Annotated in this window: 29 protein-coding genes and 3 tRNA genes; 26 read left to right on the top strand and 6 right to left on the bottom strand. The window is 65.5% G+C overall.

The annotated features are described in order from the left end of the window. Positions 1-94: 94 nt before the first annotated feature. The 8 genes from AArcSl_RS13615 to AArcSl_RS13650 all read left to right on the top strand — a co-directional run bounded on the left by AArcSl_RS13615 (position 95) and on the right by AArcSl_RS13650 (position 8,175). Positions 95-1,546 carry an APC family permease gene (locus AArcSl_RS13615; RefSeq protein WP_119820375.1) on the top strand — a complete coding sequence of 484 codons (1,452 nt, stop codon included), beginning with the start codon at positions 95-97 and terminating at the stop codon, positions 1,544-1,546. A 2-nt stretch (positions 1,547-1,548) separates the two neighbouring features. Then, entirely contained in the window at positions 1,549-2,325 is a 777-nt protein-coding gene (locus tag AArcSl_RS13620) for a universal stress protein (RefSeq protein ID WP_119820378.1), read from the top strand. A gap of 77 nt (positions 2,326-2,402) precedes the next feature. Then, positions 2,403-4,943, top strand: coding sequence for a dihydropteroate synthase (gene folP / locus AArcSl_RS13625; RefSeq protein ID WP_119820381.1), 2,541 nt, complete (start codon positions 2,403-2,405; stop codon positions 4,941-4,943). Between the two features lie 4 nt (positions 4,944-4,947). Continuing rightward, the gene (locus tag AArcSl_RS13630) at positions 4,948-5,694 is read left to right on the top strand and encodes an RNase P subunit p30 family protein (RefSeq protein WP_119820384.1); all 747 of its coding nucleotides are present in this window, start codon (positions 4,948-4,950) and stop codon (positions 5,692-5,694) included. Continuing rightward, positions 5,681-6,349 carry a class I SAM-dependent methyltransferase gene (locus tag AArcSl_RS13635; RefSeq protein ID WP_119820386.1) on the top strand — a complete coding sequence of 223 codons (669 nt, stop codon included), beginning with the start codon at positions 5,681-5,683 and terminating at the stop codon, positions 6,347-6,349. Before AArcSl_RS13630 ends, AArcSl_RS13635 begins: the two co-directional genes overlap by 14 nt. A gap of 12 nt (positions 6,350-6,361) precedes the next feature. After that, complete coding sequence (locus AArcSl_RS13640) at positions 6,362-6,841, top strand: Rpp14/Pop5 family protein (protein WP_119820389.1); 480 nt, start codon at positions 6,362-6,364, stop codon at positions 6,839-6,841. Positions 6,842-6,845: 4 nt separating this feature from the next. Beyond that, positions 6,846-7,664 (top strand): archaeal proteasome endopeptidase complex subunit alpha, encoded by an 819-nt coding sequence (gene psmA, locus AArcSl_RS13645; RefSeq protein ID WP_119820392.1) that lies wholly within the window; start codon positions 6,846-6,848, stop codon positions 7,662-7,664. Positions 7,665-7,692: 28 nt separating this feature from the next. Further along, complete coding sequence (locus AArcSl_RS13650) at positions 7,693-8,175, top strand: GNAT family N-acetyltransferase (RefSeq protein WP_119820396.1); 483 nt, start codon at positions 7,693-7,695, stop codon at positions 8,173-8,175. A gap of 19 nt (positions 8,176-8,194) precedes the next feature. On the opposite strand, the gene AArcSl_RS13655 is transcribed toward AArcSl_RS13650, so the two are convergent. The 4 genes from AArcSl_RS13655 to AArcSl_RS13670 form a co-directional block, all read right to left on the bottom strand. Further along, positions 8,195-8,548, bottom strand: coding sequence for a helix-turn-helix transcriptional regulator (locus tag AArcSl_RS13655; RefSeq protein ID WP_119820399.1), 354 nt, complete (start codon positions 8,546-8,548; stop codon positions 8,195-8,197). 25 nt (positions 8,549-8,573) lie between these two features. Beyond that, entirely contained in the window at positions 8,574-9,380 is an 807-nt protein-coding gene (locus tag AArcSl_RS13660; RefSeq protein WP_119820402.1) for an NRDE family protein, read from the bottom strand. Positions 9,381-9,466: 86 nt separating this feature from the next. After that, positions 9,467-10,078: an isopentenyl-diphosphate Delta-isomerase gene (idi, locus tag AArcSl_RS13665; protein ID WP_119820405.1), complete on the bottom strand. Its 612-nt coding sequence runs from the start codon at positions 10,076-10,078 to the stop codon at positions 9,467-9,469. Positions 10,079-10,199: 121 nt separating this feature from the next. Beyond that, positions 10,200-10,284: transfer RNA gene (locus tag AArcSl_RS13670), tRNA-Leu, on the bottom strand. Positions 10,285-10,426: 142 nt separating this feature from the next. Here AArcSl_RS13670 and AArcSl_RS13675 point away from each other — a divergent pair. Then, positions 10,427-10,993 carry a DUF420 domain-containing protein gene (locus AArcSl_RS13675; RefSeq protein WP_119820408.1) on the top strand — a complete coding sequence of 189 codons (567 nt, stop codon included), beginning with the start codon at positions 10,427-10,429 and terminating at the stop codon, positions 10,991-10,993. Between the two features lie 27 nt (positions 10,994-11,020). Here AArcSl_RS13675 and purF read toward each other — a convergent pair whose 3' ends face one another. Next, positions 11,021-12,529 carry an amidophosphoribosyltransferase gene (gene purF, locus AArcSl_RS13680; protein ID WP_119820412.1) on the bottom strand — a complete coding sequence of 503 codons (1,509 nt, stop codon included), beginning with the start codon at positions 12,527-12,529 and terminating at the stop codon, positions 11,021-11,023. A 147-nt stretch (positions 12,530-12,676) separates the two neighbouring features. On the opposite strand from purF, the gene AArcSl_RS13685 reads away from it, so the two are divergent. From AArcSl_RS13685 to AArcSl_RS13765, 17 genes are all read left to right on the top strand, one after another. Next, complete coding sequence (locus AArcSl_RS13685) at positions 12,677-13,417, top strand: MBL fold metallo-hydrolase (protein WP_119820415.1); 741 nt, start codon at positions 12,677-12,679, stop codon at positions 13,415-13,417. A gap of 93 nt (positions 13,418-13,510) precedes the next feature. Continuing rightward, positions 13,511-14,536, top strand: a complete 1,026-nt coding sequence (gene moaA / locus AArcSl_RS13690) for a GTP 3',8-cyclase MoaA (RefSeq protein WP_119822008.1) — start codon at positions 13,511-13,513, stop codon at positions 14,534-14,536. A gap of 188 nt (positions 14,537-14,724) precedes the next feature. Then, a tRNA-Ser gene (locus AArcSl_RS13695) sits at positions 14,725-14,808 on the top strand. Positions 14,809-14,825: 17 nt separating this feature from the next. Further along, positions 14,826-15,359 carry a 30S ribosomal protein S13 gene (locus tag AArcSl_RS13700; protein ID WP_119820418.1) on the top strand — a complete coding sequence of 178 codons (534 nt, stop codon included), beginning with the start codon at positions 14,826-14,828 and terminating at the stop codon, positions 15,357-15,359. After that, complete coding sequence (locus AArcSl_RS13705; RefSeq protein ID WP_119820421.1) at positions 15,356-15,883, top strand: 30S ribosomal protein S4; 528 nt, start codon at positions 15,356-15,358, stop codon at positions 15,881-15,883. The genes AArcSl_RS13700 and AArcSl_RS13705 overlap by 4 nt, the downstream gene beginning before the upstream one ends. A gap of 2 nt (positions 15,884-15,885) precedes the next feature. Further along, the gene (locus AArcSl_RS13710; RefSeq protein WP_119820424.1) at positions 15,886-16,275 is read left to right on the top strand and encodes a 30S ribosomal protein S11; all 390 of its coding nucleotides are present in this window, start codon (positions 15,886-15,888) and stop codon (positions 16,273-16,275) included. Then, a complete protein-coding gene (locus AArcSl_RS13715) occupies positions 16,272-17,021 on the top strand; it encodes a DNA-directed RNA polymerase subunit D (protein WP_119820427.1) in 750 nt (249 codons plus the stop codon). Before AArcSl_RS13710 ends, AArcSl_RS13715 begins: the two co-directional genes overlap by 4 nt. 140 nt (positions 17,022-17,161) lie before the next feature. After that, a tRNA-Leu gene (locus tag AArcSl_RS13720) sits at positions 17,162-17,246 on the top strand. A 107-nt stretch (positions 17,247-17,353) separates the two neighbouring features. Beyond that, on the top strand, positions 17,354-17,707 hold the full coding sequence (locus AArcSl_RS13725) for a 50S ribosomal protein L18e (protein ID WP_119820430.1): 354 nt from the start codon (positions 17,354-17,356) through the stop codon (positions 17,705-17,707). Beyond that, positions 17,704-18,153, top strand: coding sequence for a 50S ribosomal protein L13 (locus tag AArcSl_RS13730; protein WP_119820433.1), 450 nt, complete (start codon positions 17,704-17,706; stop codon positions 18,151-18,153). The genes AArcSl_RS13725 and AArcSl_RS13730 overlap by 4 nt, the downstream gene beginning before the upstream one ends. Beyond that, positions 18,147-18,545: a 30S ribosomal protein S9 gene (locus AArcSl_RS13735; protein WP_119820437.1), complete on the top strand. Its 399-nt coding sequence runs from the start codon at positions 18,147-18,149 to the stop codon at positions 18,543-18,545. The genes AArcSl_RS13730 and AArcSl_RS13735 overlap by 7 nt, the downstream gene beginning before the upstream one ends. A 12-nt stretch (positions 18,546-18,557) precedes the next feature. Beyond that, positions 18,558-18,752, top strand: coding sequence for a DNA-directed RNA polymerase subunit N (locus AArcSl_RS13740; protein WP_119820440.1), 195 nt, complete (start codon positions 18,558-18,560; stop codon positions 18,750-18,752). A 25-nt stretch (positions 18,753-18,777) separates the two neighbouring features. Beyond that, on the top strand, positions 18,778-18,957 hold the full coding sequence (locus tag AArcSl_RS13745) for a DNA-directed RNA polymerase subunit K (protein ID WP_119820443.1): 180 nt from the start codon (positions 18,778-18,780) through the stop codon (positions 18,955-18,957). Beyond that, positions 18,954-20,183 (top strand): phosphopyruvate hydratase, encoded by a 1,230-nt coding sequence (gene eno / locus AArcSl_RS13750; protein ID WP_119820446.1) that lies wholly within the window; start codon positions 18,954-18,956, stop codon positions 20,181-20,183. Before AArcSl_RS13745 ends, eno begins: the two co-directional genes overlap by 4 nt. A gap of 13 nt (positions 20,184-20,196) precedes the next feature. Then, positions 20,197-21,000: a 30S ribosomal protein S2 gene (rpsB, locus tag AArcSl_RS13755; RefSeq protein WP_119820449.1), complete on the top strand. Its 804-nt coding sequence runs from the start codon at positions 20,197-20,199 to the stop codon at positions 20,998-21,000. 355 nt (positions 21,001-21,355) lie between these two features. Then, entirely contained in the window at positions 21,356-22,372 is a 1,017-nt protein-coding gene (gene mvk, locus AArcSl_RS13760) for a mevalonate kinase (RefSeq protein ID WP_119820452.1), read from the top strand. Positions 22,373-22,378: 6 nt separating this feature from the next. Then, complete coding sequence (locus AArcSl_RS13765) at positions 22,379-23,143, top strand: isopentenyl phosphate kinase (RefSeq protein WP_119820456.1); 765 nt, start codon at positions 22,379-22,381, stop codon at positions 23,141-23,143. Between the two features lie 17 nt (positions 23,144-23,160). On the opposite strand, the gene AArcSl_RS13770 is transcribed toward AArcSl_RS13765, so the two are convergent. Beyond that, positions 23,161-24,909: a Rieske (2Fe-2S) protein gene (locus tag AArcSl_RS13770; RefSeq protein ID WP_119820459.1), complete on the bottom strand. Its 1,749-nt coding sequence runs from the start codon at positions 24,907-24,909 to the stop codon at positions 23,161-23,163. Positions 24,910-24,958 lie beyond the last annotated feature (49 nt).

A 24,958-nucleotide genomic window follows, 5' to 3' on the forward strand; every position in this document is an offset into this window, starting at 1 on the left:
TCAAACTCCGCGTACCGGGAGAGACAGCCGGTTCGGCCGAAGTGAGTCCGGTTCCGACGGCAGACTTATTGGCCTGTTGTGTGATCATTCCGGTATGGCCGATCGGGACGTCGAGGTGCCGATCGACGGAGAACAGGTCGCCGGGACGGGGGCGAACGTCGAGGGAGCCCGGCCCGAAGACGAACCGGACGCAATCACTGAAAGCGCGACAGTTCACGACGACGACGTCGAGCTCGAACGGACGATCGGACTGGCGGGAGGGTTAGCGATCGGGATCGGCACGATGATCGGCGCGGGGATCTTCGTGTTTCCGGGATTGGCCGCGGGCAACGCGGGACCGGCAGCCGCAATCTCCTTCGCCATCGGCGGTGTGATCGCCCTGCTGGTCGCCCTGCCGGCATCGGAGCTGGCGACGGCAATGCCGCGAAGCGGCGGGGGATATTACTTCGTCTCCAGGAGCATGGGCACCGGATACGGCGCAATCGTGGGGCTCGGGCTATGGCTCGGATTGGTGTTTGCATCCGCCTTTTACCTGGTTGGACTCGGGCATTACGCTGCCGCGGTTTTCGCGGAGATCGGCGTCGCACTGCCAGTTAGCCCGGTGATCCCGCTCGGGTTACTGTTCGGGGTGCTGTTGACCGCACTGAGCATCGGCGGGACCGAAAACACCGCCAAGATTCAGAACGCGGTCGTCGGGATTTTATTGGTGATCCTGACAGTGTTCCTGTCGTATGGCGCCCTCGATGCGGTGGGCGTCTTCGGCCGGGAGACGGTGCCGGAGGCGTTCTTCCCGCGGGGATACCTGCCGGTACTGACCACCGCCGCGCTCGTGTTCACCTCGTATCTGGGGTTCGCGCAGGTGGCGACGGTCGCCGGGGACATCCAAAAGCCCAGCCGGAACCTCCCGCTCGCGATGGTCGGCTCCGTGATCGTCGTTACGGTCTTTTACGTGGCGACGATCTTCGTGGCGACCAGCGCGTTCGGGGCCGCAGAGCTCGAGGCGTTCGGCGAGACGGCGATGGTCGAGGTCGCCCGTGAATTCGTCGGCCTGCCCGGCGCGGTCGCGATCCTGTTTGCGGGGCTGCTGGCGACGTTCTCGAGTGCGAACGCCTCGATTCTCAGCGCCTCGCGCACCGTTTACGCGCTGAGCCGGGACGCGCTGTTGCCCAGGAAGGCAAGCGTGATCAACCTCAGGTATGGGACTCCCCACGTCGCGCTGCTCGCGGCCGGGGGCCCCATCCTGATTCTGGTCGCCACCGGGCAGGTCGAGGTGCTCGCGGAGGTGGCCTCGTTCCTTCACCTGATCATGTACGGGCTGATCTGCGTGGCGGTGATCGTGCTTCGGCGTCAGAGCCCGTCGTGGTATGAACCGACGTATCACATGCCAGGAGTGCCAGTCCTGCCGATCGTCGGCGCGGTCGCCAGCTTCGGTCTGATCGTCTTCATGCAGCCCGCCTCGATCGTCATCGGTGTCGGCGTGATGATCCTCTCGTACCTGTGGTACCGCTACTACGCCGGCACCGTCGAACTCAAAGGTGACTTCTGACCATGACAGATAGACCAAACGTACTCGTTCCGATCCAAATCCTCGAGGGGGAATCGATACCGGAAGGCATCCCCGAACTGCTCGCGAACGCCCACGTCGTCCTGCTGGGGTATCACGTCATCCCGGACCAGACTGCTCCCGGTCAGGCGCGGATGCAATTCGAAGAGCGCGCCGCACCACGTCTCGACCAGTTCGAGGAGATCCTCGAGAAGGCCGGAGCGACCGTCGATACCCGACTGGTGTTCACCCACAAGGCGCAGACGACGATCGACCGAATGATCTACGAACACGACTGCGTCGCTGCCATCGTTCCGAAGGCGACCCGCCCGCCGGAGGAGGTGCTCGTGGCCGTGCGCGGTACCGTCGGCGTCGACCGTATCGCCCGCGTGGTGGCGGGGCTGTTCGGGGACACTGACGTCTCGGTTACCCTGTATCACCTCGCCGCAGAGGACGCAACCGACGAGGACGTCCAGACGCTTCTGGATGGGGTCGCCGATCGACTGGTGGAACTGGGGATGGACGAAGATGCACTCGACACGCGAGTCGGGCGCGGAAAGAATCCAAAGCAGGCGATCGCCGACGCCGCAGACGAGTTCGACGCGATCGTGATGGGCGAGTCGGACCCGTCGATCGCGACGTTCGTGTTCGGGATGCGGGCCAAACAGGTTGCAGAGCGGTTCCTCGGTCCGGTGATCGTCGTCCAGCGAGAGCGCCCCCAAACGGAAGCGGAAACGGAAACTGAAACTGAAACGGACGGGAACCCTAACGAGGACGACTAGCCGACGTGTTGTAGAGAAGGAAAGGACCCATCGTCGGCGTCCGTTACTGCTAAACGCACGGCAACGGATTCGAAGACATGGACTATCACGAGGCAGCGAATTTCCTTTTCGGCCTCCGCCGGTTCGCCATCGATCCGGGAACCGACTCCGTGATGGAGCTTCTCGCAGAGCTTGGAGATCCCCAGAAGTCGTTCGACAGCGTCCAGATCGCCGGGAGCAACGGCAAGGGAAGCACCGCGCGGATGGTCGAGTCGATCCTCCGCGCGGAGGGGAAGACTGTCGGTCTGTACACCTCCCCCCATCTTGGTGACCTGGGCGAAGAGGTTCGGATCGACGGACGGCCGATGGCCGACGCCGCGATCGCAGAATTCGTTTCGGAAGTCCGACCCTTTCTTTTGGATCGGTCGCCGGCGGACGACCCGCTCACGTTCTTCGAGGTCGTCACCGCGATGGCACTGTGGCAGTTTGACCGTGCCGACGTTGACGTCGCGGTGCTCGAGGTCGGAATGGGCGGCGAGTACGACGCGACCAGCGCCGTCGACCCGATCGCCTCCTGTGTGACGAACGTCTCACTCGAGCACACGGAAGTGCTGGGCGACACCGTCGAGGAGATCGCCCGGACGAAGGCCGCCGTCGCGCCGACGGACGCCCCGCTGGTCACCGCCGCGACGGGCGACGCTCTCGCGGCGATCCGGGAGGTTGTAGGTGAGGTGTTCACCGTCGGTCCCGACGCCGATCGCGACCTGGTCGTGACACCGGACGGTCGGGTCTCGAGTCAGGAATCGGCGGTGAGACTCGCCGGCGACGGGTGGGAGTTCGACGCCCGGATCCCCCTCCTGGGAGACTACCAGGCCACGAACGCCGGAGTTGCAGTCGCTCTTGCCGGCCAGGTGATCGGGTTCGAATCGGTCGGGGAGACGCCGGACGACGCCCGCAGTCGTCGCGACTCCCCGTTCCACCGGGGACTCAGACGGGCGAACTGGCCGGGGCGGTTCGAGGTGCTCTCGGAATCGCCGCTCGTGGTTCTCGACGGTGCCCACAATCCGGACGCGTGCTCGACGGTTGCAGAGACGCTCTCGACGTTCGCGTACGACGACCTGGAGATCGTGCTCGCGGCGATGCACGACAAGGATCACGCCGGGATGGCGGCGGCGCTGCCCGACGCCGGCAGGGTGACGGTCTGCGAGGCGGACCTGGAACGGGCCGCCGACGCCGACGTCCTCTCCAGGGCCATCGAAGCGACCGTCGACCCCGAAACCGCCGTCGAGACCGCCAATTCGGTCCCGCAGGCGTTCGCGACCGCCAGAGAGCGTGCCGGAGACGACGACGCGGTTCTGCTCACCGGTTCGCTGTCGGCGGTTCGGGAGGCGCGGGCGGCGTACACCCGGCTCCAGGTCCCCACGCGCGTGGAGAACCCTGGAGACGCCGAACGCGTCCTCGAGAACGCCGACGTTCCTCCATCGGAGGCCCGCCAATTAGCCGACGGGATGTCCCACCACGTCGTTCGCACCCGTCTCGAGCCTGGCGAGGCACGGACCGTCCGCACCGAACTCCTCAGGGCCGGCGGCGAGTGTGGCGTCTCGGGGGTCGAATCGGGCGAACGGGTGTCCGTGGTGCTCTCGGGGACCCGCAGCGAGTTCGATCAGTTGATCGATGCACTCGAGAGCGATCGCGTCGGCCTGCCGACGATCGCGGCCGAATTGCGGCAGCGTCTCGAGTTGGATACAGGGACGGTGGACGAACCGGAGACTGGAAGAAACGGCGGCGAAACCGAAGACGGTATCGACGCCGGACCTGCCTACCCCTGGGAGGAAGGGACCGCAGTGATGGGTATCTTGAACGTCACACCCGACTCGTTTCACGATGGGGGCGAGTACTACGACCTCGAGGACGCCGTCACACAGGCGGAAACGATGGTCGAGGCCGGTGCGGACATCGTCGACGTCGGCGGGGAGTCGACCCGACCGGGCGCCGAACCGATCTCGATCGAGGAGGAGATCCGTCGCGTGGTTCCGGTGATAGAGGCGGTCTCGGAGGTCGACGCGCTGGTGTCGGTCGACAGCCGGCGGGCCGCCGTCGCCGAGGCAGCACTCGATGCGGGCGCCGACATTCTCAACGACGTGACCGGTCTCGAGGATCCGGAGATGCGCTTTCTCGCTGCAGAACGGGACGTCCCGGTCGTGGTGATGCACAGCGTCGACGCGCCGGTCGTTCCTGGCCAGTACGTCGAGTACGACGACGTCGTCGACGACGTCATGCGCGACCTCCGGGAGCGCGTGCTGCTCGCTGAGAAAGCGGGCGTCCCTCGGGAGAACGTCGTGATCGATCCGGGGCTCGGCTTCGGCAAGTCGGCGGCCGAGAGTTTCGAACTCCTCGACCGAATCGAGGAGTTCACGGCGCTGGGCTGTCCGGTGCTCGTGGGCCACTCCCACAAGTCGATGTTCGAACGTGCCGGCGGGGAGGCAGGGGACGCGTACGCCGAGACGGTCGCCGGGACAGCGATCGCGGTCGATCGTGGTGCTGACATCGTTCGGGTCCACGACGTCCCCGATAACGTCGCCGCCGTGAACGTCGCGGCGGCAACCCGCGAGGGAACGAAACAGCATCGACCGCGGTGAGACAATGAGCGATCCATACGAGGCCGTTGTCCCCTATCCCGACGGAAACGCGACCGCGAGCAGGTACGCGAAAACCGCCAGGAAGTACGGCTACGGCGGGATCGTCCTGCGGTCGCGGATCGACCGCGGCGACGGGGACCTTCCGCTGTCTGTCGTGGATTCCGAGAAGTCGACGATATACGGCGTCGACGTGGTTCCCGGCGTCGAAGTGGTTCCGGACTCCCAGACGCAGGTTGGTGGACTCGCCTCCTCCGTCCGGGAGCGAACGGTCGTGTTGACCGTTCGCGGCGGGAACTCGGGGGTCAACCGCGCCGCACTCGAGGATCCCAGGGTCGACGTCCTCTCCCGGCCGTTCGGCGATGACGGCACCGGCGGAGACGACGACGGCGACGTGAATCACGTGCTCGTGAAGGCGGCCCGCGACAACGACGTCGCGATCGAGTTCGACCTCTCCCCGGTGCTTCGACTCTCCGGCGGCCGCCGGGTTCGAGCTCTCGGACGGCTCCGGAAGTTGCGGGAACTGATCGATCACTACGGGGCGCCGTTCGTGGTGAGCGCCCGTCCCGACTCCCATCTCCGGATGCGTTCCGTTCGAGAACTGTCTGCGGTGGGATCTCAGATCGGGTTCGAGCCGGAGACGATACGCGAGGGGCTCGAGCGGTGGGGAAACATCGCAGATCGGAACCGCAAACGACTCTCCGAGTCGTTCATTGGGGAGGGGATCGAACGTGGACGATATGAAACGGAGTAATGAGGAACACGCCGAGCGCTTCTCCCGGAAAGCCGGCGAGTACGACGACTCGAACACCCCGGAGTACCGCGCCTGCGCCGACCTGGTGATCCAGCACGCTGCGCCCCGCCCGGACGACGTCGTTTTGGATCTGGGCACCGGAACCGGTGCGATCGCGCTGGCGCTTGCATCCCGGGCCGGGCGGGTCGTCGGCCGAGACATAAGCGAAGGAATGCTCGAAGAGGCCGAACGGAAACGCGAGGAAGGCGCCCACGACAACGTGACCTTCGGCGAGGGATCGTTCCGGGAGCCGAACTACGACGGGCCCGCCGACGTGGTCACCTCGAACTTCGCGTTACACCACCTCTCCGACGAAAAGAAACGGGAGGCGATCGAGGTCGTGGCAGACTACGAACCCCGGCGGTTCGTGCTCGGGGACGTGATGTTCTTCGGCGAACCCGACCCCGAGGAACCCTTTTACAGCCCGGACGTGGACGATCCGGCGACGGTGGGGGTTCTCGCGGACGCGTTCACCGACGCGGGATTCGCGCTCACCGCCGTCGAGCAAGTGCACCCGCAGGTGGGCGTTCTCGTCGGGGAGTACGCCGGGGACGGAGAGTACGCCGAGGACGGAGAGTACGCCGAGGACGGGGAGCCCGACGGCTCGCTGGAGTGAGGGAGTGAACTGATGAAACACCTCCCGAAACATCTCCAGCCGCGGTGGCGGTATCTCGCCGTCGGGATCGAGTCGTGGCCGGACGCGTCGATCGACCGGGGCGCATTCCAGCGCGAACTGTGGTACGCCGCCGGAAACCTGCTGGGGGATCCGGGGAGCGCCGACGCTGACCTCACAGTGTTCGCGTTCCGGTTCGCCGACGGCGAGGGGGAGGCAGTCGTCCGGGTCCGTCGCGGTGAGGTGGGGTCTGCACGGGCGGCGATCGCCTGCATCGGCGAGATCGACGGGGCGTCGGTCGGTGTCCGCGTGCGGGGCGTTTCCGGAACAGTTCGGGCGTGTTCGGAAAGGTATTTAGGACGTGCGGGCGGAAAAACCAACCAGAGAGACGTGGCGTTCGCGAACGAACGTCGGTCCGCGTGGAAACGCGACGAGTCGTACGACGTCCGGACCGACGACGGGTTCGTGGGCGCGACGGGACTCGATTTCGAGTGATACTATGCAGGGACAAGCCCAACAACAGGCGTACGACCGCGGGATCACCATCTTCTCGCCGGACGGACGGCTCTATCAGGTCGAATATGCACGCGAGGCGGTCAAGCGAGGCACCGCAAGCGTCGGCATCCGGACGGCAGAGGGAGTCGTGCTCGCGGCGGACAAGCGCCCGCGCTCCTCGCTCATGGAGCCGGCGAGCATCGAGAAGATCCACAAGGCGGACGACCACGTCGGCATCGCCTCGGCGGGACACGTCGCCGACGCCCGTCAGCTGATCGACTTCGCCCGGCGATTCGCCCAGATCAACCACCTCCGGTACGGGGAGGCGGTCGGCATCGAGACGCTGACGAAGACGGTGACCGACCACATCCAGCAGTACACCCAGATCGGCGGCGCGCGGCCGTTCGGGGTCGCGTTGATCATCGGTGGTGTCTCGAACGGCGAACCCCGGCTGTTCGAAACCGACCCCTCCGGCACCCCCTACGAGTGGAAGGCGCTGTCGATCGGCTCCAACCGGTCCGACATCCGCAACTACCTCGAGGAGCGGTACCACGACGATATCACCCTCCAGGAGGGGATCGGACTCGCGCTCGAGGCGATCGCCGAGAGCAACGACGAGGGGCTCACGCCCGAGGGCGTCGGCGTCGCGACCGTCCCGGTCGAGGACGAGCAGTTCCACGACCGGTCGCCCGAAGAGATCGAGGAGATCCTCGAGGAGCACGACCTGCTCGCGAGCGAGGAAGAGGAAGAGGAAGAGGAAGCAGCCGAAGACGACACCGACGAGGACAACGACACCACCGAGAGCGACGACACCGACCAGTAACGGTCCGATCACGCTCACCCACCATTCGATGGTCGCCGACCGAACGGACGAGTACGCGTTCGAAACCGGCACGCCCTCCCCGGAACGGTTCACCGAACTCCGCCGCCGTTCGGGGATGACGCCCCGGACGGTCGAGTCGGCCCGACGTGGGCTGCCGGGCACGCTGTACGGGGTCGTCGTCACAGTCGGTGAGGCTCCCGAATCCGCCGCAGGTGCCGACGACGCCCACGGAGTCCGCAAAGACGACGATACCGGGACGGTCGTCGCGATGGGTCGGATCGTCGGCGACGGCGGGGCAGTGTATCAGATCTCGGACGTGGCGGTAGATCCCGATCATCAGGGCAACGGCCTCGGCACTGCCATCATGGACCGTCTGATGGCGTATATCGAGGAGACTGCACCAGATGGGGCGTACGTCAACCTGATCGCGGATGTCGACGGATTCTACGAGCAGTGGGGGTTCGAACCCGTCGCTCCGGGATCGAAAGGGATGGGACGATACGTGGAATGAATCCGTCTGCGGCCCTCTTTCAGTATTCCTCGTAGGCGAGGTTCATCAGCCACTGGGAGAACGCGTCGCTTTGCGGATCGACCTCCTCCTCGCCGATGAACGGCGAGAGCATGTCGCCGGCCATCAGCAGTTCGAAGTCGAGATCCCGAGCCGTGGGTCGAAGGAAGTAGGTGTTGTGTCCCTGGTAGACGGTTTCCTCCCGCTCTATGAGCCCCGTACTCTCGAGTTTGGCCGCGATTCGACTCCCCTTCCGCGAGGAGATATCCAGCTCCTTCCAGAAGTCGCTTTGATGGATCCCCCCGGTCTCCCGGACGAGCTCGAGTCCCGCGAGCTCGTCGTCCGACAGTTCAGCTTCCTCCTCGGAGACGCTCATATACGTACTCCCGCCTGCAAGTCGCTTAAAACCTGCTCTCTCGGCCCGCCTCGAGTGTAAACGATGCGTCGGGGTCGACCGGTTCGGCGGGCGTCTCGCAGGGTGGACCGTCGGCGTAGTCGTACCGCACGCTCCCGTCGTTCGTGAGCCGCACCAGTGACATCGACCGGGTGCCGAAGCCGTCGGTGTGCACACAGACCCCGGCCTCGTGATCCCCGAACGCGTCGCCCGCCCGATCGAGCCAAGGATCGGCCGTTTCCCCCGGCTCCGGCTGGAGACGGGCCCGGAGTTCGTCGGCGTTCCGTGCCTGGGTTTCCCCCAGTTCGGCACGGTCGTGGGGGATCTCGTAGGCGCCGTCCGCACCGACGTTGACGACGACGTGGATGCCAGGGGCAAAGCTGTACACCTCGAGCTGCCCGGTCCACTCGAGGAAATGGGCCGCTCCAGCGTCGGCGAGGACGAGATTGAACCCTTCGTATGCGGTCTCGTCGAGCTCCCGTTCGACGTATCTCGCCGCGTCGGTCGCCGATTCGGCACCGAGACAGTCCGCGACCAGCAGCCCCCGGGATCGCTCCCCGTTCAGGTCCGCAGCGTTCCAGCGGTTGGTGATCGCAGCGAACACTCCGCGATCGTTGAGCCCGATCCAGGTACCCCCGGCGCGGTCGTCGACCGGCGCGAGCACCGACGGCCCGGATTCCTCGGGAGACGTCACGATCCCGTCGGGATGAACCCGCGGCGGCGACGACGGCCGATCGGTCGCTTCGTCCCGGTTTGCGGCCGCAACGATCGGCGCGTCGGGGAACACCTGCCAGGCGAGTATCAGGGTACACACAACGCAGGGTACGTCTGTTCGGATAATAAAAGACAGCCGGCCCGGGAGCGTCGCCTCGAAGAACGGGAATCCTCGAACCGCCTGTTTCAGGCGACGTCACGGCGCATCGCGATCTCGAACCAGGGACAGAGCCTGAGCTGGCGGTACAGCTTGGGGTTCTCGTGGAGGTGCTCGTAGTCGACCCACAGTCGGCCGCCGATTTCGGCGTCGTCCGGTGACAGCGTCGTATCCTCGAGCGTGACCTTCAGTACGGCGCACACCTCCCACTCGACGCCCTCGTTCGGGTAATAGCGTTTGTATTCGAACTTGTCGGTGACCTGGAGATCGCTGTACTGATCCGGCCTCACGCCGAGTTCCTCTTCGAGCCGTTGTCTCGTCGCCTCCTTCTGGCTCTGTCCTTCGACGGGGTGTGAAGCGACTGTGCCGTCCCAGTGGGTGTCCCAGAGCCGCTTTTCGGGCGCGCGCTGTGCGAGCAGAATCCGACCCGCGCCGTCGAACACCATGCAGGTGAACGCGCGGTGTCGGACACCGTCGCCGGTGTGTGCCTCGAGGCGGTTGACCGTCCCCGTCGCCTCGTCTTCGGCATCGACTGCGATTACGTCCTGGCGGGCGTTCTCGTGGGCGGGTTCGTCGCCTGCAAGCCGATCCGCGTCGGCGGAGCCGTGACCGCTCTCTGTGTTCGTCTGCTCGGAACTCATGTGCGCCGTGACGGTCAGCGGACACAATAAGGGTTCGGTGTCCGGTTTGGTGGTGTTCCTCGAGCCATTCGCTACGCTCATGGCTCATCGCTCGCTCTCGTCGCATTGTGCCGCCGAAAAGTGCGTGGGACCGGATTTGAACCGGCGGACCTCTACAGGACAGCGCCCTCAACGCTGCGCCGTTGGCCTGGCTTGGCTACCCACGCCCGATGTGAATTTTTGCCGCGGTCAATCGTACCCGGGGGATAATTAAAAGCCCTTCCCTTTGCCCCGCGAGTGCCGGGGAGTCCCACGGAAGATACCGACGGAATCCCGTCCGTTTTTCTCCCGGGAACCCGTACGACCAGTATGGAAGTTCGACGACGGGCACGAGACAACGTCCCTGCCCTGACTGCTATCCTCACGGTCGTCGCACTGACGCTCGTCTTCGGTGCCGCGCTCCAGGCGATCCCGACCGACCTGCTCCCGCAGGCGGGTGATCCGCTCCTCGATGCGATACCCACGATCAACGCCGCCCTGAGCCTGCTCGCGATCGGCTCCATCGCTGCCGGCTGGCGGTTCATCCGTACCGACCAGGTCGAAAAACACCGTGCCGCGATGCTCGCCTCGTTCGGCCTCTTTGCAGCCTTCCTCGTGTTGTACCTCTACCGCGTCGCCCTGCTGGGGCCGGCGGAGTTCCCCGGTCCGGCGACAGTCGAGACGTTCGTGTATCTCCCGCTTCTGGGAGTCCACATTCTGCTTGCCGTGCTCTGTGTCCCGCTGTTGTTTTACGTGCTCCTGCTTGCAGCCACCCGTCCGATCTCCGAAATCTACGACACCCGTCACCGGATTGTCGGCCGGGTGGCCGCCTCGCTGTGGCTCGTCTCCTTCGCGCTCGGTATCGTCGTCTACTTCCTGCTGTACGTCGTGTACTGAGCGACCGAGTTGCGATCGAACACGCCGTCAGTCGTCGCCGAGCGCCCGTTCGGGTTCGGTTTCCGGCCTCGTGATCGGTCGGTCCGTCTCCTCGCCGTCGATGTCGTACGGGTACGCACCGGTAACGCAGCCGAGACACAGGTCCTCGCGGCCGGTTCCGATCGCCTGCGCGACTGCGTCGACCGACAGGTACGAAAGCGAGTCGGCTCCGATCGCCTCGCGGATCTCCTCGACCGACCGGTCGGCGGCGATGAGTTCCTCCCGCGTGGCCATGTCGATACCGAGGTAACACGGCGCGACGATCGGCGGTGCCCCGATCCGGACGTGCACTTTCTCGGCCCCCGATTCCCGGAGCAGTTCAACCAGTTGCGTGGACGTCGTCCCCCGGACGATCGAGTCGTCGATCACCGTGACTGTCTTCCCGTCGACCGTGCTCTTGATCGGGTTGAGCTTCAGCCGGACGGCGCGTTCGCGCTCGTCCTGTGTCGGCATGATGAACGTCCGACCGACGTAGCGGTTCTTCATCAACCCCTCTGCGAACGCAACCCCATCGTCCTCAGGATCGCGAAGCTCGCCGTCGACGGTGGTTTCGGATGCGGCGTCGGCGTATCCGGCGGCGAACGCCCGTCCCGAGTCCGGTACCGGCATCACGACGTCCGTCTCGATTCCGGATTCGTTCCACAGTTGGCGCCCGAGTTCACGCCGAACTTCGTAGACGAGTTCGCCGTCGATGACGGAGTCCGGCCGGCCGAAGTACACGTGTTCGAAAAAGCAGTTGGCGGTGCGATCGCGTTCGAACAGTCGGTAGGAGTCGAATCCCGACCCGTCCGCATCGAGAACGATCAGTTCGCCCGGTCGGACGTCCCGAATCAGTTCGCCATCGAGGGTGTCGATCGCGGCCGACTCGCTCGCGAGGAGGTAGCCATCGTCTAACTTCCCGATGCACAGCGGTCGGTTTCCACCCGGATCCCGTACGCCGAGAACGGTGTCACCGTGAGTGATAGTAAGCGAGTACGAACCGTGGATCCGCTCCATCGTCCGCTTGATCGCCCGCACGAGATCCGCCTCCAGCAGGTTGCGGGCGAGATCGTGGGCGATCACCTCGGTGTCGCCCTCGCTGGTGAACGCGTGGCCCAGTCCCGCCAGTTCCTCGCGGATTTCGTCGGCGTTGACGAGGTTTCCGTTGTGGGCGAGCCCGAGCGAGCCCGACTTGAACGACACTGTAAACGGCTGTGCACAGGAGGCATCGACCCCGCCGGCCGTCGGATAGCGAACGTGGCCGATCCCGTTGGAGCCGTTGAGGGAGTCGAGCGTCTCCTCGTCGAAGACGTCGCCGACGAGACCGGTCTCGACGTGGCTGTGCTGCTGAAACCCGTCGTGGGTGACGATCCCCGCCGATTCCTGTCCCCGATGCTGGAGCGCGTACAGCGCGTAGTACAGCGGCCGTGCCGCCGCACGCTCTGTGAGCGAGACCCCGACGACGCCGCACTTCTCCCGCGGCCCGCCGATCCCGCCCGGCTCCCGGTCGGATACCATACCGGCGTTCACGTCCCGATCGGTAAAAATCCCCGTGGTTGTGACGTACTCTTCGATAGAGCCGGATGGATTATACATATTCTTGTACACCTATCGGAATGAGAGTCGTCCCACGGCAGTTTTTATCCCGGGGCACGACCCGCCGGTATGGACGTCACGTTCCTCGGAACCGGGAGCGCGATGCCGGTCCCCGAGCGGGTACAGACTGGACTGTTGCTGGAACGGGGGGACCGAACGCTGCTCGTCGACTGTGGGGCGGGAGTTCTCCATCGACTCTCCCGCCTCGAGGGGGGATACGAGTCGGTCGCGTCGGTCCTTCTGACACACCATCACCTCGACCACGTCGCCGATCTGCTTCCCCTTTTGAAGGCGCGATGGCTCGCCGGCGAGACCCACCTCGAGATCGCCGGGCCGCCGGGGACGAAGGCACTCGTCGACGAACTTCTCGACGTGCACGACTACCTGCGCGATAGAGTGGATCTCCGACTGCGGGAGGTTCATGCCGGCTCGGCGTTCGAGATCGCTGGGTTCGACATCGAGGCGTTCGAAACTCGGCACTCGATGACCTGCTTCGCCTATCGATTCGCCGACGGAGACTTCACGTACTCGGGCGACTCGGAGGCGTTTGCCGGTCTCGCCAACTTCGCGGACGGCTCGCGGGTGCTCGTCCACGACTGTTCGTTTCCGGACGGGCTGGACGTCTCCAACCATCCGACGCCGACCCAGCTCGGGAAAGCGCTCGCGGGGACCGACATCGATCGGCTGTATCTCACCCACCGCTATCCGCAAACCGAAGGAAAAGGCGAAGCCCTCGTCGAGAGCGTTCGAGCAGCCGGATTCGACGGCGAGGTCCGACTCGCTCGGGACGGGATTCGTGTCACCGTTTGAGGAGTTACTTCGCCGCTTTTGTAATTGATGTTGGTTTCATTATGCCGGAAATTACCCGTCAACTTAAGTCATCGTGTACAAAACTCCCGGATGATGACGGAGCCACTCGCTGACGACTTCGGTCGGGAGGAGACGGGGGCACTCTCGGACGACTTCGGCCGGGAGGTGACGGGGGTTCGGATCTCTCTTACGGATCGCTGTAACTTCGACTGTATTTACTGCCACAACGAAGGGCTCGGCGACACGCGGGGGCCGATGGAGCCGGAGGACGACGAGATGACCGCCGACGAAGTGGTCCGGTTCCTGGAGGTCGTCGAGGAGTACGGCGTCCGGAAGGCGAAGTTCACGGGCGGGGAGCCGATGCTCCGCGGGGATCTCGAGGAGATCGTCCGCCGCACTCCCGACTCGATGGAGACGTCCCTGACCACCAACGGGACGTTCCTTCCCGGGCGTGCGGAGGCGCTCCGCGAGGCCGGTCTCGAACGGGTCAACGTCTCTCAGGACGCGCTCGATCCCGAGGCGTTCGCGGAGATCACGAAGTCGGGCGCGTACGACCGGGTTCTCGAGGGCGTCGACGCCGCCCTGGATGCCGGGCTGGATCCGGTAAAGCTCAACATGGTCGTCTTCGAGCACACCGCCGGCTACGTCGAGGACATGGTCTACCACGTCGCCGAAAACGAGGGGCTCCAACTCCAGCTCATCGAGTACATGCCGGAGCTCACGGGGCGACCCGAGTGGAGCATCGACATCCAGCGAGTCCACGACTGGCTGGCCGATATCGCCGACCGGATCGAACACCGCGAAATGCACGACCGGAAGCGGTACTTCGTGAACGGCGGGATGATCGAAATCGTCGATCCCGTCGAAAACGAGGAGTTCTGTGCCAACTGTGGCCGGGTCCGGGTCACCCACGAGGGGTATCTGAAGGGCTGTCTCAACCGCAACGACGACCTTCGGCCGATGGGCGAGATGTCGCGCGAGGAAATCCGGGAGGCGTACGAAGAGACAGTCGCCAATCGGGTGCCGTACTACGGCGAATACCTGAAAAAGAACGGGAGCGGCGAGTACGAGATAAACGAGAGGTACATCGAGGCGCCGAAATCGACTACGAGCGACTGATTTTTGCGGCGTTTCGTGATCCGCCGAAACACCCGTCACCACTGAAACGCCTGTCACCGCCGAAACGCCCGCCTCCGGTTCGTGATGTTTAAATACAGTCACCCAGTTGTATCGTGTACACGTGAACTGTAGGGGCGAACGTCCCGAGTCCCGGACCGGTGGTCCGGTGGCGACGATACCAACCGCGAGTTGCGGTAGCCAAGCCTGGCCCAAGGCGCTGGGTTGCTAACTCAGTGGCGCAAGCCTCCGGGGTTCGAATCCCCGCCGCAACGCTGCAACGCAACCAGATATGAGTGCAGACGAACCACAGGACGGCTCTACGGAGGAGGACGAGGAGCTCCGTTACTTCGTCCGGGTCGGACAGACCGACCTCGACGGGACGAAGTCCGTAGAGCGAAGCCTGACAGAACTGAATGGAATCGGCACGCGTACGGCGCGTTTCGTGGCCGACACGGTCGGGATCGACCGGACTGCCACGTTCGGCGCGCTGGACGACGAAGTGATAGAGGAGGTCGTCGACGTGGTCGAAAACCTCTCGGAACACGCTCCCGAGTGGATGGCCAACCGTCGCAACGACTTCTACACCGGAGAGACGACCCACGAGACAGGCTCCGAGCTCGATCAGCGTCGCCGGTACGACATCAACCGGATGAAAATGATCGACTCCTACAAGGGCGCCCGGCACAAGCGCGGACAGAAAGTGCGCGGTCAGCGCACGAAGTCCACCGGACGGACCGAAGGGACGATCGGCGTCAACGTCGAGGAGATCCGCGAGGAGGCCGCAGAAGAAGCGGCAGCGGAAGAAGAGGAGGATGAGCTATGACGACCGGTAGCAACACGAAACGGTACGAGACGCCGAACCATCCCTACCAGGGCGAGCGGATCGCCGAGGAGTCCGGCCTGATCGGCCAGTACGGACTCAAGAACAAAGAGGAACTCTGGCGTGCGCAGTCGGAACTGCGCGACTACCGCCGCGAGGCCCGCCGACTGCTCGGCGAGGCGCAGGGTGACGTCGACCTCGCCGGGGAGTACGGCGCGGAGTTCGTTGCCCGACTGCGACGGTACGGGATCCTCTCGGAGAACGACGACATCAGCGCAGTCCTGGAACTGGACGTCACCGACGTCCTCGAACGGCGGCTACAGACGGTCGCCTACCGACAGGGGCTCGCGAGCACCACCAAACAGGCACGACAGTTCATCGTCCACGGCCACGTCATCGTCGACGGCGCGCGGGTCACCCGCCCGTCGAAGAAGGTGGCCGTCGGCGAGCAAGACCACATCGAGTTCGACGAAAACAGTCCGCTCGCGGACGAACTGCACCCCGAGCGGGCAGAGGGACAGGAGTAACCATGTCAGCAAACGATTCCGACAAGTGGGGAATCGCCCACGTGTTCGCGTCGTTCAACAACACGCTCATCACAATTACCGACCAGACCGGCGCCGAGACGATCGCCAAATCCTCTGGCGGCACCGTGGTGAAGCAGAACCGCGACGAAGCCTCGCCGTACGCCGCGATGCAGATGGCCGAGGTCGTCGCGGAGGAAGCACAGGCGAAGGGGATCGAGGGCGTTCACGTACGCGTTCGCGGCCCGGGCGGAAACGGCAACAAGTCGCCGGGCCCCGGCGCGCAGGCGACGATCCGTGCGCTGGCGCGTGCCGGCCTCGAGATCGGCCGGATCGAGGACGTGACGCCGATCCCCCACGACGGAACGAAGGCTCCGAAGAACATGGGCGTATGAGCGAAGAGTTCGACGTCGAGTTCATCGAGCGCGACGACCGGAGTGCCCGGTTTCTCGTCCGGGGGGCCTCCCCGGCGTTCGCAAACGGGCTTCGCCGCGCGATGATCGCAGATGTCCCGACGTTCTCCATCGACACGGTGCGGTTCGTGGAGAACTCCTCGGTGATGTTCGACGAGATGATCGGCCTTCGGCTGGGGCTGGTTCCGCTGACGACCCCGCTCGACGAGTTCGAGGTCGGCGACGAAGTCACCCTGGCGCTCGACGTCGAGGGGCCGGCGACGGCCTACTCCGGCGATCTGGTCTCCTCCGAGCCGATGGTCGAACCCGCCGACGAGAACGTGCCGATTATCGAACTCAAGGAGGGACACCGTCTCGAACTGGAAGCGGACGCGGTGCTCGACACCGGCAAGGAACATTCGAAACACCAGGGTGGTGTTTCCGTCGGTTATCGTCACCTCCAGCGCGTGGAGGTCGTCGGCGACGTCGGAGAGTTCCACGATGACGAGCCGCAGATCCTCCGGGGCGTCATCGAGACCCCCGACGGGGAACTGGTTCTCACCGACGAGTTCGATCACGATCTCACGAACCGGTACCCCGGAAAGGAGCTCGAAGTGACCGACGTTTCGGGCGCGTTCGTCTTCCACGTGGAGACGGACGGCTCGTTCACCGTCGAAGAACTGGTCCGCCGTGCGGCCACCACGATCGGCGACCGCGCGGACGAACTACGCGAGAAAGTCGCAGTATAATCCGAGTATGTGCCCGACCACCGACGATCCGGCGTTCGCCCGAAGCCCGGAAGCAACGCGTCCGTTCCGGACGCGTCAGGCGCCGACGGCGATCCGGACCGAAAGTGGTTTGAATGGGCACCTGGTACGTCGGAGTGCACGCAGGGATAGCCAAGTCAGGTCAACGGCGCAGCGTTCAGGGCGCTGTCCCATAGGGGTCCGCAGGTTCGAATCCTGCTCCCTGCACTCCGATTTTACCGTCTCCCCGATCGAACAGTACCCGCCTCGTTCGCGAGGTCGGGTCCGGGGGACGCTCACTTTCGAACATACACCCTCATACGGAGGGAACTGTCATGAGTAGCAAGACGAATCCACGATTACAGAACCTCATTGCCGAGCTGAAGTCGGTGTCCCGCGACTCCGGTGCCAACGTCTGGCAGGACGTCGCGACCCGGCTGGAAAAGCCACGGCGCACCCACGCGGAGGTCAACCTGGGCCGCATCGAGCGGTACGCCCAGGAGGACGAGACCGTCGTCGTCCCCGGCAAAGTGCTGGGAAGCGGTGTGCTCGAAAAGAACGTCACCGTCGCTGCCGTCGACTTCTCGGGGACCGCCCGAACGAAGATCGAACAGGCCGGCGAAGCGGTGAGCCTCGAACAGATTGCCGAACAGAACCCGGAAGGAACCAACGTCAGGGTGATCCGATGAGCCTCGCAGAGTTCGACGCAGACCTCGTCGTCGACGCCCGTGACTGCATTATGGGCCGGGTCGCCAGCGAGGTGGCCCAGTCCGCGCTCGACGGCGAGCGCGTTGCCGTGGTGAACGCCGAGCGGGCGGTCATCACCGGCAACGAGGAGTCGACGATGGAGACGTATCGCAAGCGCGCGGATCTGGGCTCCGACCGCGGACCGTACTATCCGAAGCGACCGGACCGGATCTTCAAGCGCTCCATTCGCGGGATGCTCCCGCACAAGAAACCGCGCGGCCGCGAGGCGTTCGAAAACGTCCGCGTCTACGTCGGCAACCCCTACGATGACGATCCCGACCGGGAAGCGGTCGTCCTGGACGGCACGTCGCTGGATCGCCTGTCGAACATCAAGTTCACCACGCTCGGGGAGATCTCCGAGGAACTGGGTGCTACTGTCACATGGTAACGAACACGTCCGGAAAGAAGAAGACGGCCATCGCCCGCGCCACCGTCCGAGACGGCGAAGGTCGCGTACGAATCAACTCCCAGCCCGTCGAACTGTGGGAGCCGGAATCGTCCCGCCTGAAGATGCTCGAGCCGTTCCGCATCGCCGGGGAGGACCTCCGGTCGCAGGTCGACATCGACGTCAGCATCTCCGGGGGCGGCTTCTCGGGACAGGCCGACGCCGCGCGGACGGCGATCGCCCGCGGGCTGGTGGAACATCTCAACGACGCCGAACTCCGCGAGGCGTACATGGAGTTCGACCGTTCGCTGCTCGTCAACGACGTCCGGCAGCCGGAACCCAAGAAGTGGGGCGGTCCGGGCGCCCGTGCCCGATACCAGAAGTCCTACCGCTGAGGTGATCAGTACATGATGATCCCAGTCCGGTGTTTCACCTGCGGCAACGTCGTGGGGGAACACTGGGAAGAGTTCAAGGCGAGAACGGAGGAGAACGGCGAGGACCCCGCAGCGGTGCTCGACGACCTGGGCATAACGCGACACTGCTGTCGCCGCATGCTCGTCTCCCATACGGACCTCGTCGACGTCGTCGCACCGTACCAATGATCGAACCCGAACCCACACGCCACGGATGACACGGCAACGCTACAACCGGTACGAGAAGGCACGGATCCTCGGAGCGCGAGCGCTACAGGTCTCTTACGGGGCACCCGTGCTGGTCGACACCGACCAGTCGGAGCCGATCCTCGTCGCTGCAGAGGAGTACGACGCCGGCGTCCTGCCGTTTACCGTCCGTCGGGGGGGGAAATGACGCGCATCAGGTCGATCTCGCTTCGTCGCGTGCTCGACTCCCGGGGGAACCCGACAGTCGAGGCCGACGTGCTCACCGAATCCGGCGGCTTCGGCCGGGCCGCTGCGCCGTCGGGCGCATCGACCGGCGAGTACGAGGCCGTCGAACGCCCACCGACGGAGGCGATCGCCGCCGCGCGAGAACACGCGGTCCCCCGCATCGAGGGGTTGTTCGCCGGCGACCAGCGGGAGGTCGACGCGGTGCTTCGCGCAGCCGACGGCACCGACGACTTCTCGGAGATCGGCGCGAACAGCGCAGTCGCGATCTCGATGGCGACGGCGAAGGCAGCCGCCGACGTCCTCGGCGCCCCGCTGTACCAGCATCTCGGCGGTGCCTTCAGGGGCGACAACTTCCCGATCCCGCTCGGTAACGTGATCGGCGGGGGCGAACACGCGCGCGACGCCACCCACATCCAGGAGTTCCTCGCAGCGCCCGTCGGCGCCCCGAGCGTCGTGGAGGCGGTTTTCGCCAACGCAGCGGTTCACGCCGCCGTCGCAGAGGAACTCGACGAGCGTGACGTTCCGGCGGCCAAAGGCGACGAGGGAGCCTGGGCTCCGGCCATCTCGGACGCGGAGGCGTTCGAGGTGATGGACGCCGCAGTCGAGACGATCGAAGACGAGGTCGGGTTCGAAATCCGATTCGGACTCGACGTCGCCGCCGCTGAGTTGTACGACTCCGACGAGGAGGTGTACGTCTACGGCGACGAGACGAAAACACGGGCGGAACAGATCGCGTACGTCGCCGAGATGATCGACGAGTACGACCTCGCGTACGTCGAGGACCCGCTCGACGAAGACGACTTCGAGGGATACGCGGAACTGACCGAACGGGTCGGCGTCGCGGGCGCCCGCCCGAGCCAGGCAGGCGACTGTCTGATCTGTGGTGACGACCTGTTCGTCACCAACACCGACCGGCTGCAAACCGGCATCGACGTCGGCGCGGGCAACAGCATCCTGATCAAGCCCAATCAGATCGGGACGCTTTCGGATGCGTTCGACGCCGTGGAACTGGCCCACCGGAACGGCTACGACGCGGTCGTCTCTCACCGCTCCGGGGAAACCGAGGACACGACGATCGCCCACCTCGCCGTCGCGACCGACGCCGCGTACATCAAGACCGGTACGGTCGGCGGCGAACGAACCGCCAAGCTCAACGAACTGATCCGCATCGCGGACGACGCAGTATGACTTACACCCAGACATGACGGACAACGAAGACGCGGTCGAGGTCGAGGCCGACGACGAGTCGCCGACCGAGGCCGACACGACCGAGGAACAGCCGGCCGACCGAGCCGACGAGGCGGCGGAATCCGCCGACTCGCCGGCGACGGACGCCGAAGAGACGACGGCCGAAGGCTCGGCCACCGAAGCGGAGCCCGAGGAGGCGGCCTCCCCGTTCGACGAGGACGTGATGCCCGACGACGAGGCGGATCTCCTCATTCCCGTCGAGGAGTACCTCTCGGCGGGGGTCCACATCGGGACCCAGCAGAAGACGAAGGACATGGGGCGGTTCATCCACCGCGTTCGCGACGACGGCCTGTACGTGCTCGACGTCTCCCGGACGGACGAGCGGATCCGCGTCGCGGCGGATTTCCTCGCGAATTACGCTCCCGAACAGATCCTGGTGACGTCCTCGCGGCAGTACGGCCGGTTCCCGGCCGAGAAGTTCGCCGACGCGATCGGCGCCCGCGCCCGAACTGGCCGGTTCATTCCCGGAACGCTCACCAACCCGAAGTACGACGGCTACATCGAACCGGACGTCGTCGTCGTTACGGACCCGATCGGCGACGCCCAGGCCGTAAAGGAAGCGATCACCGTCGGTATTCCGGTGATCGCGATGTGTGACTCGAACAACCAGCTGTCGAACGTCGATCTCGTCATCCCGACGAACAACAAGGGTCGGCGTGCGCTGTCGGTCGTCTACTGGCTGCTCGCCAACGAGACGCTCGATCGCCGCGGCGCCGACACCGTGTACGCGCTCGAGGACTTCGAGGCCGACATCTAGACGCCGTTACTGTTTGCCGTTGGTTTGCGAAAACTCAGTAGCCGTGAGCCGCATCGATCGACGCGATTGACGCGTGCAGTCCCCAGTTCCCCTCGATGCGACCGGCGGCCCGTCAGTTTTGCGACTCTTCCGCCGCGTATTTACCATCGTGCGCATCGTATAAAAGGTATCGGCGTGACACCCGTTGGCTCCCCCGGAAAGCCCCCGAGAGTGGCGCGGAGGATGTCACGTTTCGGCGATCGCGCAACCGAAGCCGATCCGAACCGGAGGCCGACCCTGGAGTTCCCGTACGCCGAGTACCGGGATCGAATCGCGGAGCGCAACACCTGTAACACCCGCCGTTTAATGAACGCGTATGACAGTCTCCAGCGCACCGGGGAAGGTCTATCTCTTCGGGGAGCACGCGGTCGTCTACGGGGAACCCGCGGTTCCGTGCGCGATCGAACGCCGGGCGACCGTCGAGGTCGTGCCCCGCGAGGACGATCACGTCCGGGTGCGGGCCGACGACCTGTCGTTGAACGGGTTCACCGTCGAATACGAGGGGAGAACCGGAGACGATCCCGACGTCGACGTCCCGCGACCGCTCGTGGAGGCGGCCATGGGATACATCGACGCGGCGGTCCGTCAGGCCCGTGCTGCCGCGGAAGCGCCGGCGGCCGGATTCGACATCACCGTCAGATCCGAGATTCCCCTCGGCGGCGGGCTCGGTTCTTCCGCAGCGGTCGTGGTCGCCGGGATCGACGCCGCCACCCGGGCGCTGGGCGAACCGCTCGAGAAGAGGGAGCTCGCGGACCGGGCCTACCGCGCGGAGTTCGAAGTCCAGGACGGACAGGCGTCCCGGGCGGACACGTTCTGTTCGACGATGGGTGGTGCCGTCAGAGTCGAAGGCGACGACTGCCGGACGATCGAGGCCCCGAACCTCCCGTTCGTGATCGGCTTCGACGGCGGCGCGGGTGAGACCGGGGAACTGGTTTCGGGAGTTCGGGAGCTTCGCGAGCGGTACGATTTCGCCGCCGAGACGCTGGCAACGATCGGCGACGTGGTTCGAAACGGGGAAGCGCTGCTCTCGGAGGCGATCCCCGAAACTGACCCGTCGCCGGAGTTGCTCGCGGATCTCGGCGACCTGATGGACTTCAACCACGGCCTGCTGTCTGCGCTTGGGGTGTCGGCCCGGTCGCTCGACGAGATGGTGTGGGCGGCTCGCGAGGCAGGCGCCCACGGCGCGAAACTCACCGGCGCCGGCGGCGGCGGCTGCATCGTCGCGCTCGATCGAACCCCGGAGTCCAGAACCGCCCTCGAGTTCACGCCCGGCTGTCAACGCGCGTTTCGGGCCGAACTCGCGACCGAAGGCGTCCGGGTCGAGGAGGCGTAATCGCGGATGCACAGCGCGGAACACGATCTCGTCGTGGTGAAGCTCGGCGGCAGCGTGATCACCGAAAAGGACCGGCCGGAAACGCTGGACGGACCGGCGCTTTCGGCCGCCGCCGACGCGATCGCCGCGGCGAGAGGCGACGGCGCCGCCGGGCGGCTCGCGATCGTCCACGGCGGCGGGAGCTTCGGCCACCACCACGCGAGCCGGCACGGCGTCACGACCGAACACGGAACCCACGACGCAGGGGCGGCGCTGTCGATTCACGGCGCGATGACCACGCTCAACCGGTTCGTGCTCTCCCGGCTCCACGACCGCGACGTCCCGGCGCTTCCGGTTCATCCCCTCTCGGTGGCCGCCCGCGACGCGGACGGCTCGCTTTCGTGTTCCCTCGAGCAGGTCGACGCCATGCTCGCGGAGGGGTTCGTTCCGGTGTTGCACGGCGACGGTGTCGCCCACCGCGGCGAGGGGATCACCGTGCTCTCGGGCGACGAACTCGTCTGCCGACTGGCCGATGGACTCGACGCAGACCGGGTGGGCGTCTGTTCGACCGTCCCCGGCGTGCTCGACGGCGACGGGGCAGTGATCCCGGAGATTACTGCCTTCGAGGATGTCGCAGACGCCCTCGGTGAAAGCGAATCCACCGACGTAAGCGGCGGGATGGCCGGCAAAGTCCGCGAGCTTCTGGCGCTTTCCGCGCCGGCGCACGTGTTCGGTCCCGACGATCTCCCGGCGTTCCTTCGCGGGGAGTCGCCCGGTACCAGGATCGATTGAACGCGGCGGGAACCGGCTCACGCCTCGTGGATCTTCTCGCCGCGGTTGAGTCGGTCGGCGATTCGATACGTCTGTTCGCCGGCCCGTCGGGTCGGGGTGTGCGCGGAGAGATATCGGGCCGTCGCGACGAGGTGTACCCGTCCGCGCTGTTCGTTCGCGGCGGCGTCGTACTGAGTGAACGCCGCCTCGAGGTTCTGTCGCGGGTGGAAACCGGCGTCCTCCCGCAGGAGTGCTTCGCCGAGAGTTCGTTTTAGCCGGTCGACGTCGCCGTCGACTGCGAGATACTCGGCCGTGAGCCGGCCGGCCCTGTCGACTTCTTCGTCGCTCTCGACTTCGAAACACTCCATGACGTCCTCGAGGATCTCCCCGGGCTCTCGGCCCCCGTCTGGATCGGGCAGTGGCGTCGGCGGCGTATTGAGGAACCTGTCGAGATAGACGTTCATCGCTGCGTCGAAGACGCCCCGATACACCTCGATGGCATCGGTTCGCCGGCTCAGACAGAACACCGCGTTCGCGTACGTGTACGTGTGGTGGACCGTGTTCCAGTCTCGAAACTCGTTGCTCGTTCCGAAGTGGGCGATCCGGCGGCCGGCGGCGTGGCTGACCACGGCAGCGAGCTCCTCGGCGGTCGCTCCGTTCGCGATGGCGTCGGTCAGCGCGTCGATGCTCTCGTGTGGATCCTCGCCCATCACGACGTCGATCAGTTCGTCCGGTTGTTCCCACGTCTCATTCGATCCCTGTTCGACCGCATCCGGAAGTTCCGCTGCGGCGTCGAAACACAGCTGGGCGGCGTCGATCGGCTGCCGCCACGAGGAGTTCTCCTCGGCGCGATCTGCGGTTGCGAGTCCGGGCACGAGACTCGGGAGCACCTCGTCGGCGTGCTCCCAGCCGACGTGATCGAGTGTCTCGAACGCCTTGTTGATGAAATCCAGGCGGTGGCCGTTGTCGAGGTACAGGTGATCCGTGGCGGCAGCGACCAACAGTTCGGCGATCTCTGCCTCCTCGAGGTCGGCCGCGATCCCGGCCCGGAGGACGCGCTCGGCGCCGTCGGAGTCGCGAACCTCGAGGTTGTTTTGAAACCACCGCTTGAGTCGCTCGGGTGTGACGTCGTCGGTGGAGAGTCGCTCCTGTGCAAAAAACGGGGGTTCGCCCGCACAGTCGTCGGCGACCTCCGAGAGCCCGACGTAGAGCGCTCGTCGCTTGTCCTCCGGACGGAGATCCCCGAGGAGGTTCGCCATCACGCCGAGCGTGGTGAGCCCGCGTCCCCAGCCGTCTTCCCGGTACCGGGTGCCGAACTCGGTTCCGATCCGGACCGGGACCGAGGAGGCAACGCCGGCGTCGTCGAGGCCGATCACGGACTTGGCGACGATCAACCCGAGATTCTCCTGGAGGCCGTGTTCGAGCCGTTTCCGCCAGCGTTGCTCCGGCGGTTCCTCCCTGGGCGGATGGGGGTCGACGTAGACGTCGCCGTCCCGTACCTCGACTGGATAGGTCCTGACGTCGTCCGCGAACGGATCGAACGTGTCTCCACAGGAGATCTCGAACCGGGCGTGATGCCAGGGACACGTCAGTATCCCGTCGTCGACCGACCCATCCGTGAGCGGAAACCCCATGTGGGGACACCGGTTGTCGGTCGCGTAAAACGCTCCGTCGTGATGAAACAGGCCGATCGTCCGGCCGTTGACGCGGAGGGTCTGTGGGCTCTCCGTTGTGGCTTCCTCCACGGACGTCGCTTTGACGTACCGGCCGTCGGACTCAGACGTCATCGCTCTGGACCACCCACGGAGTTGGATCTTCGTCGGCCAGTCCCGTTCG

The sequence above is a fragment of the Halalkaliarchaeum desulfuricum genome (assembly GCF_002952775.1).
Classification (GTDB): Archaea; Halobacteriota; Halobacteria; order Halobacteriales; family Haloferacaceae; genus Halalkaliarchaeum; species Halalkaliarchaeum desulfuricum.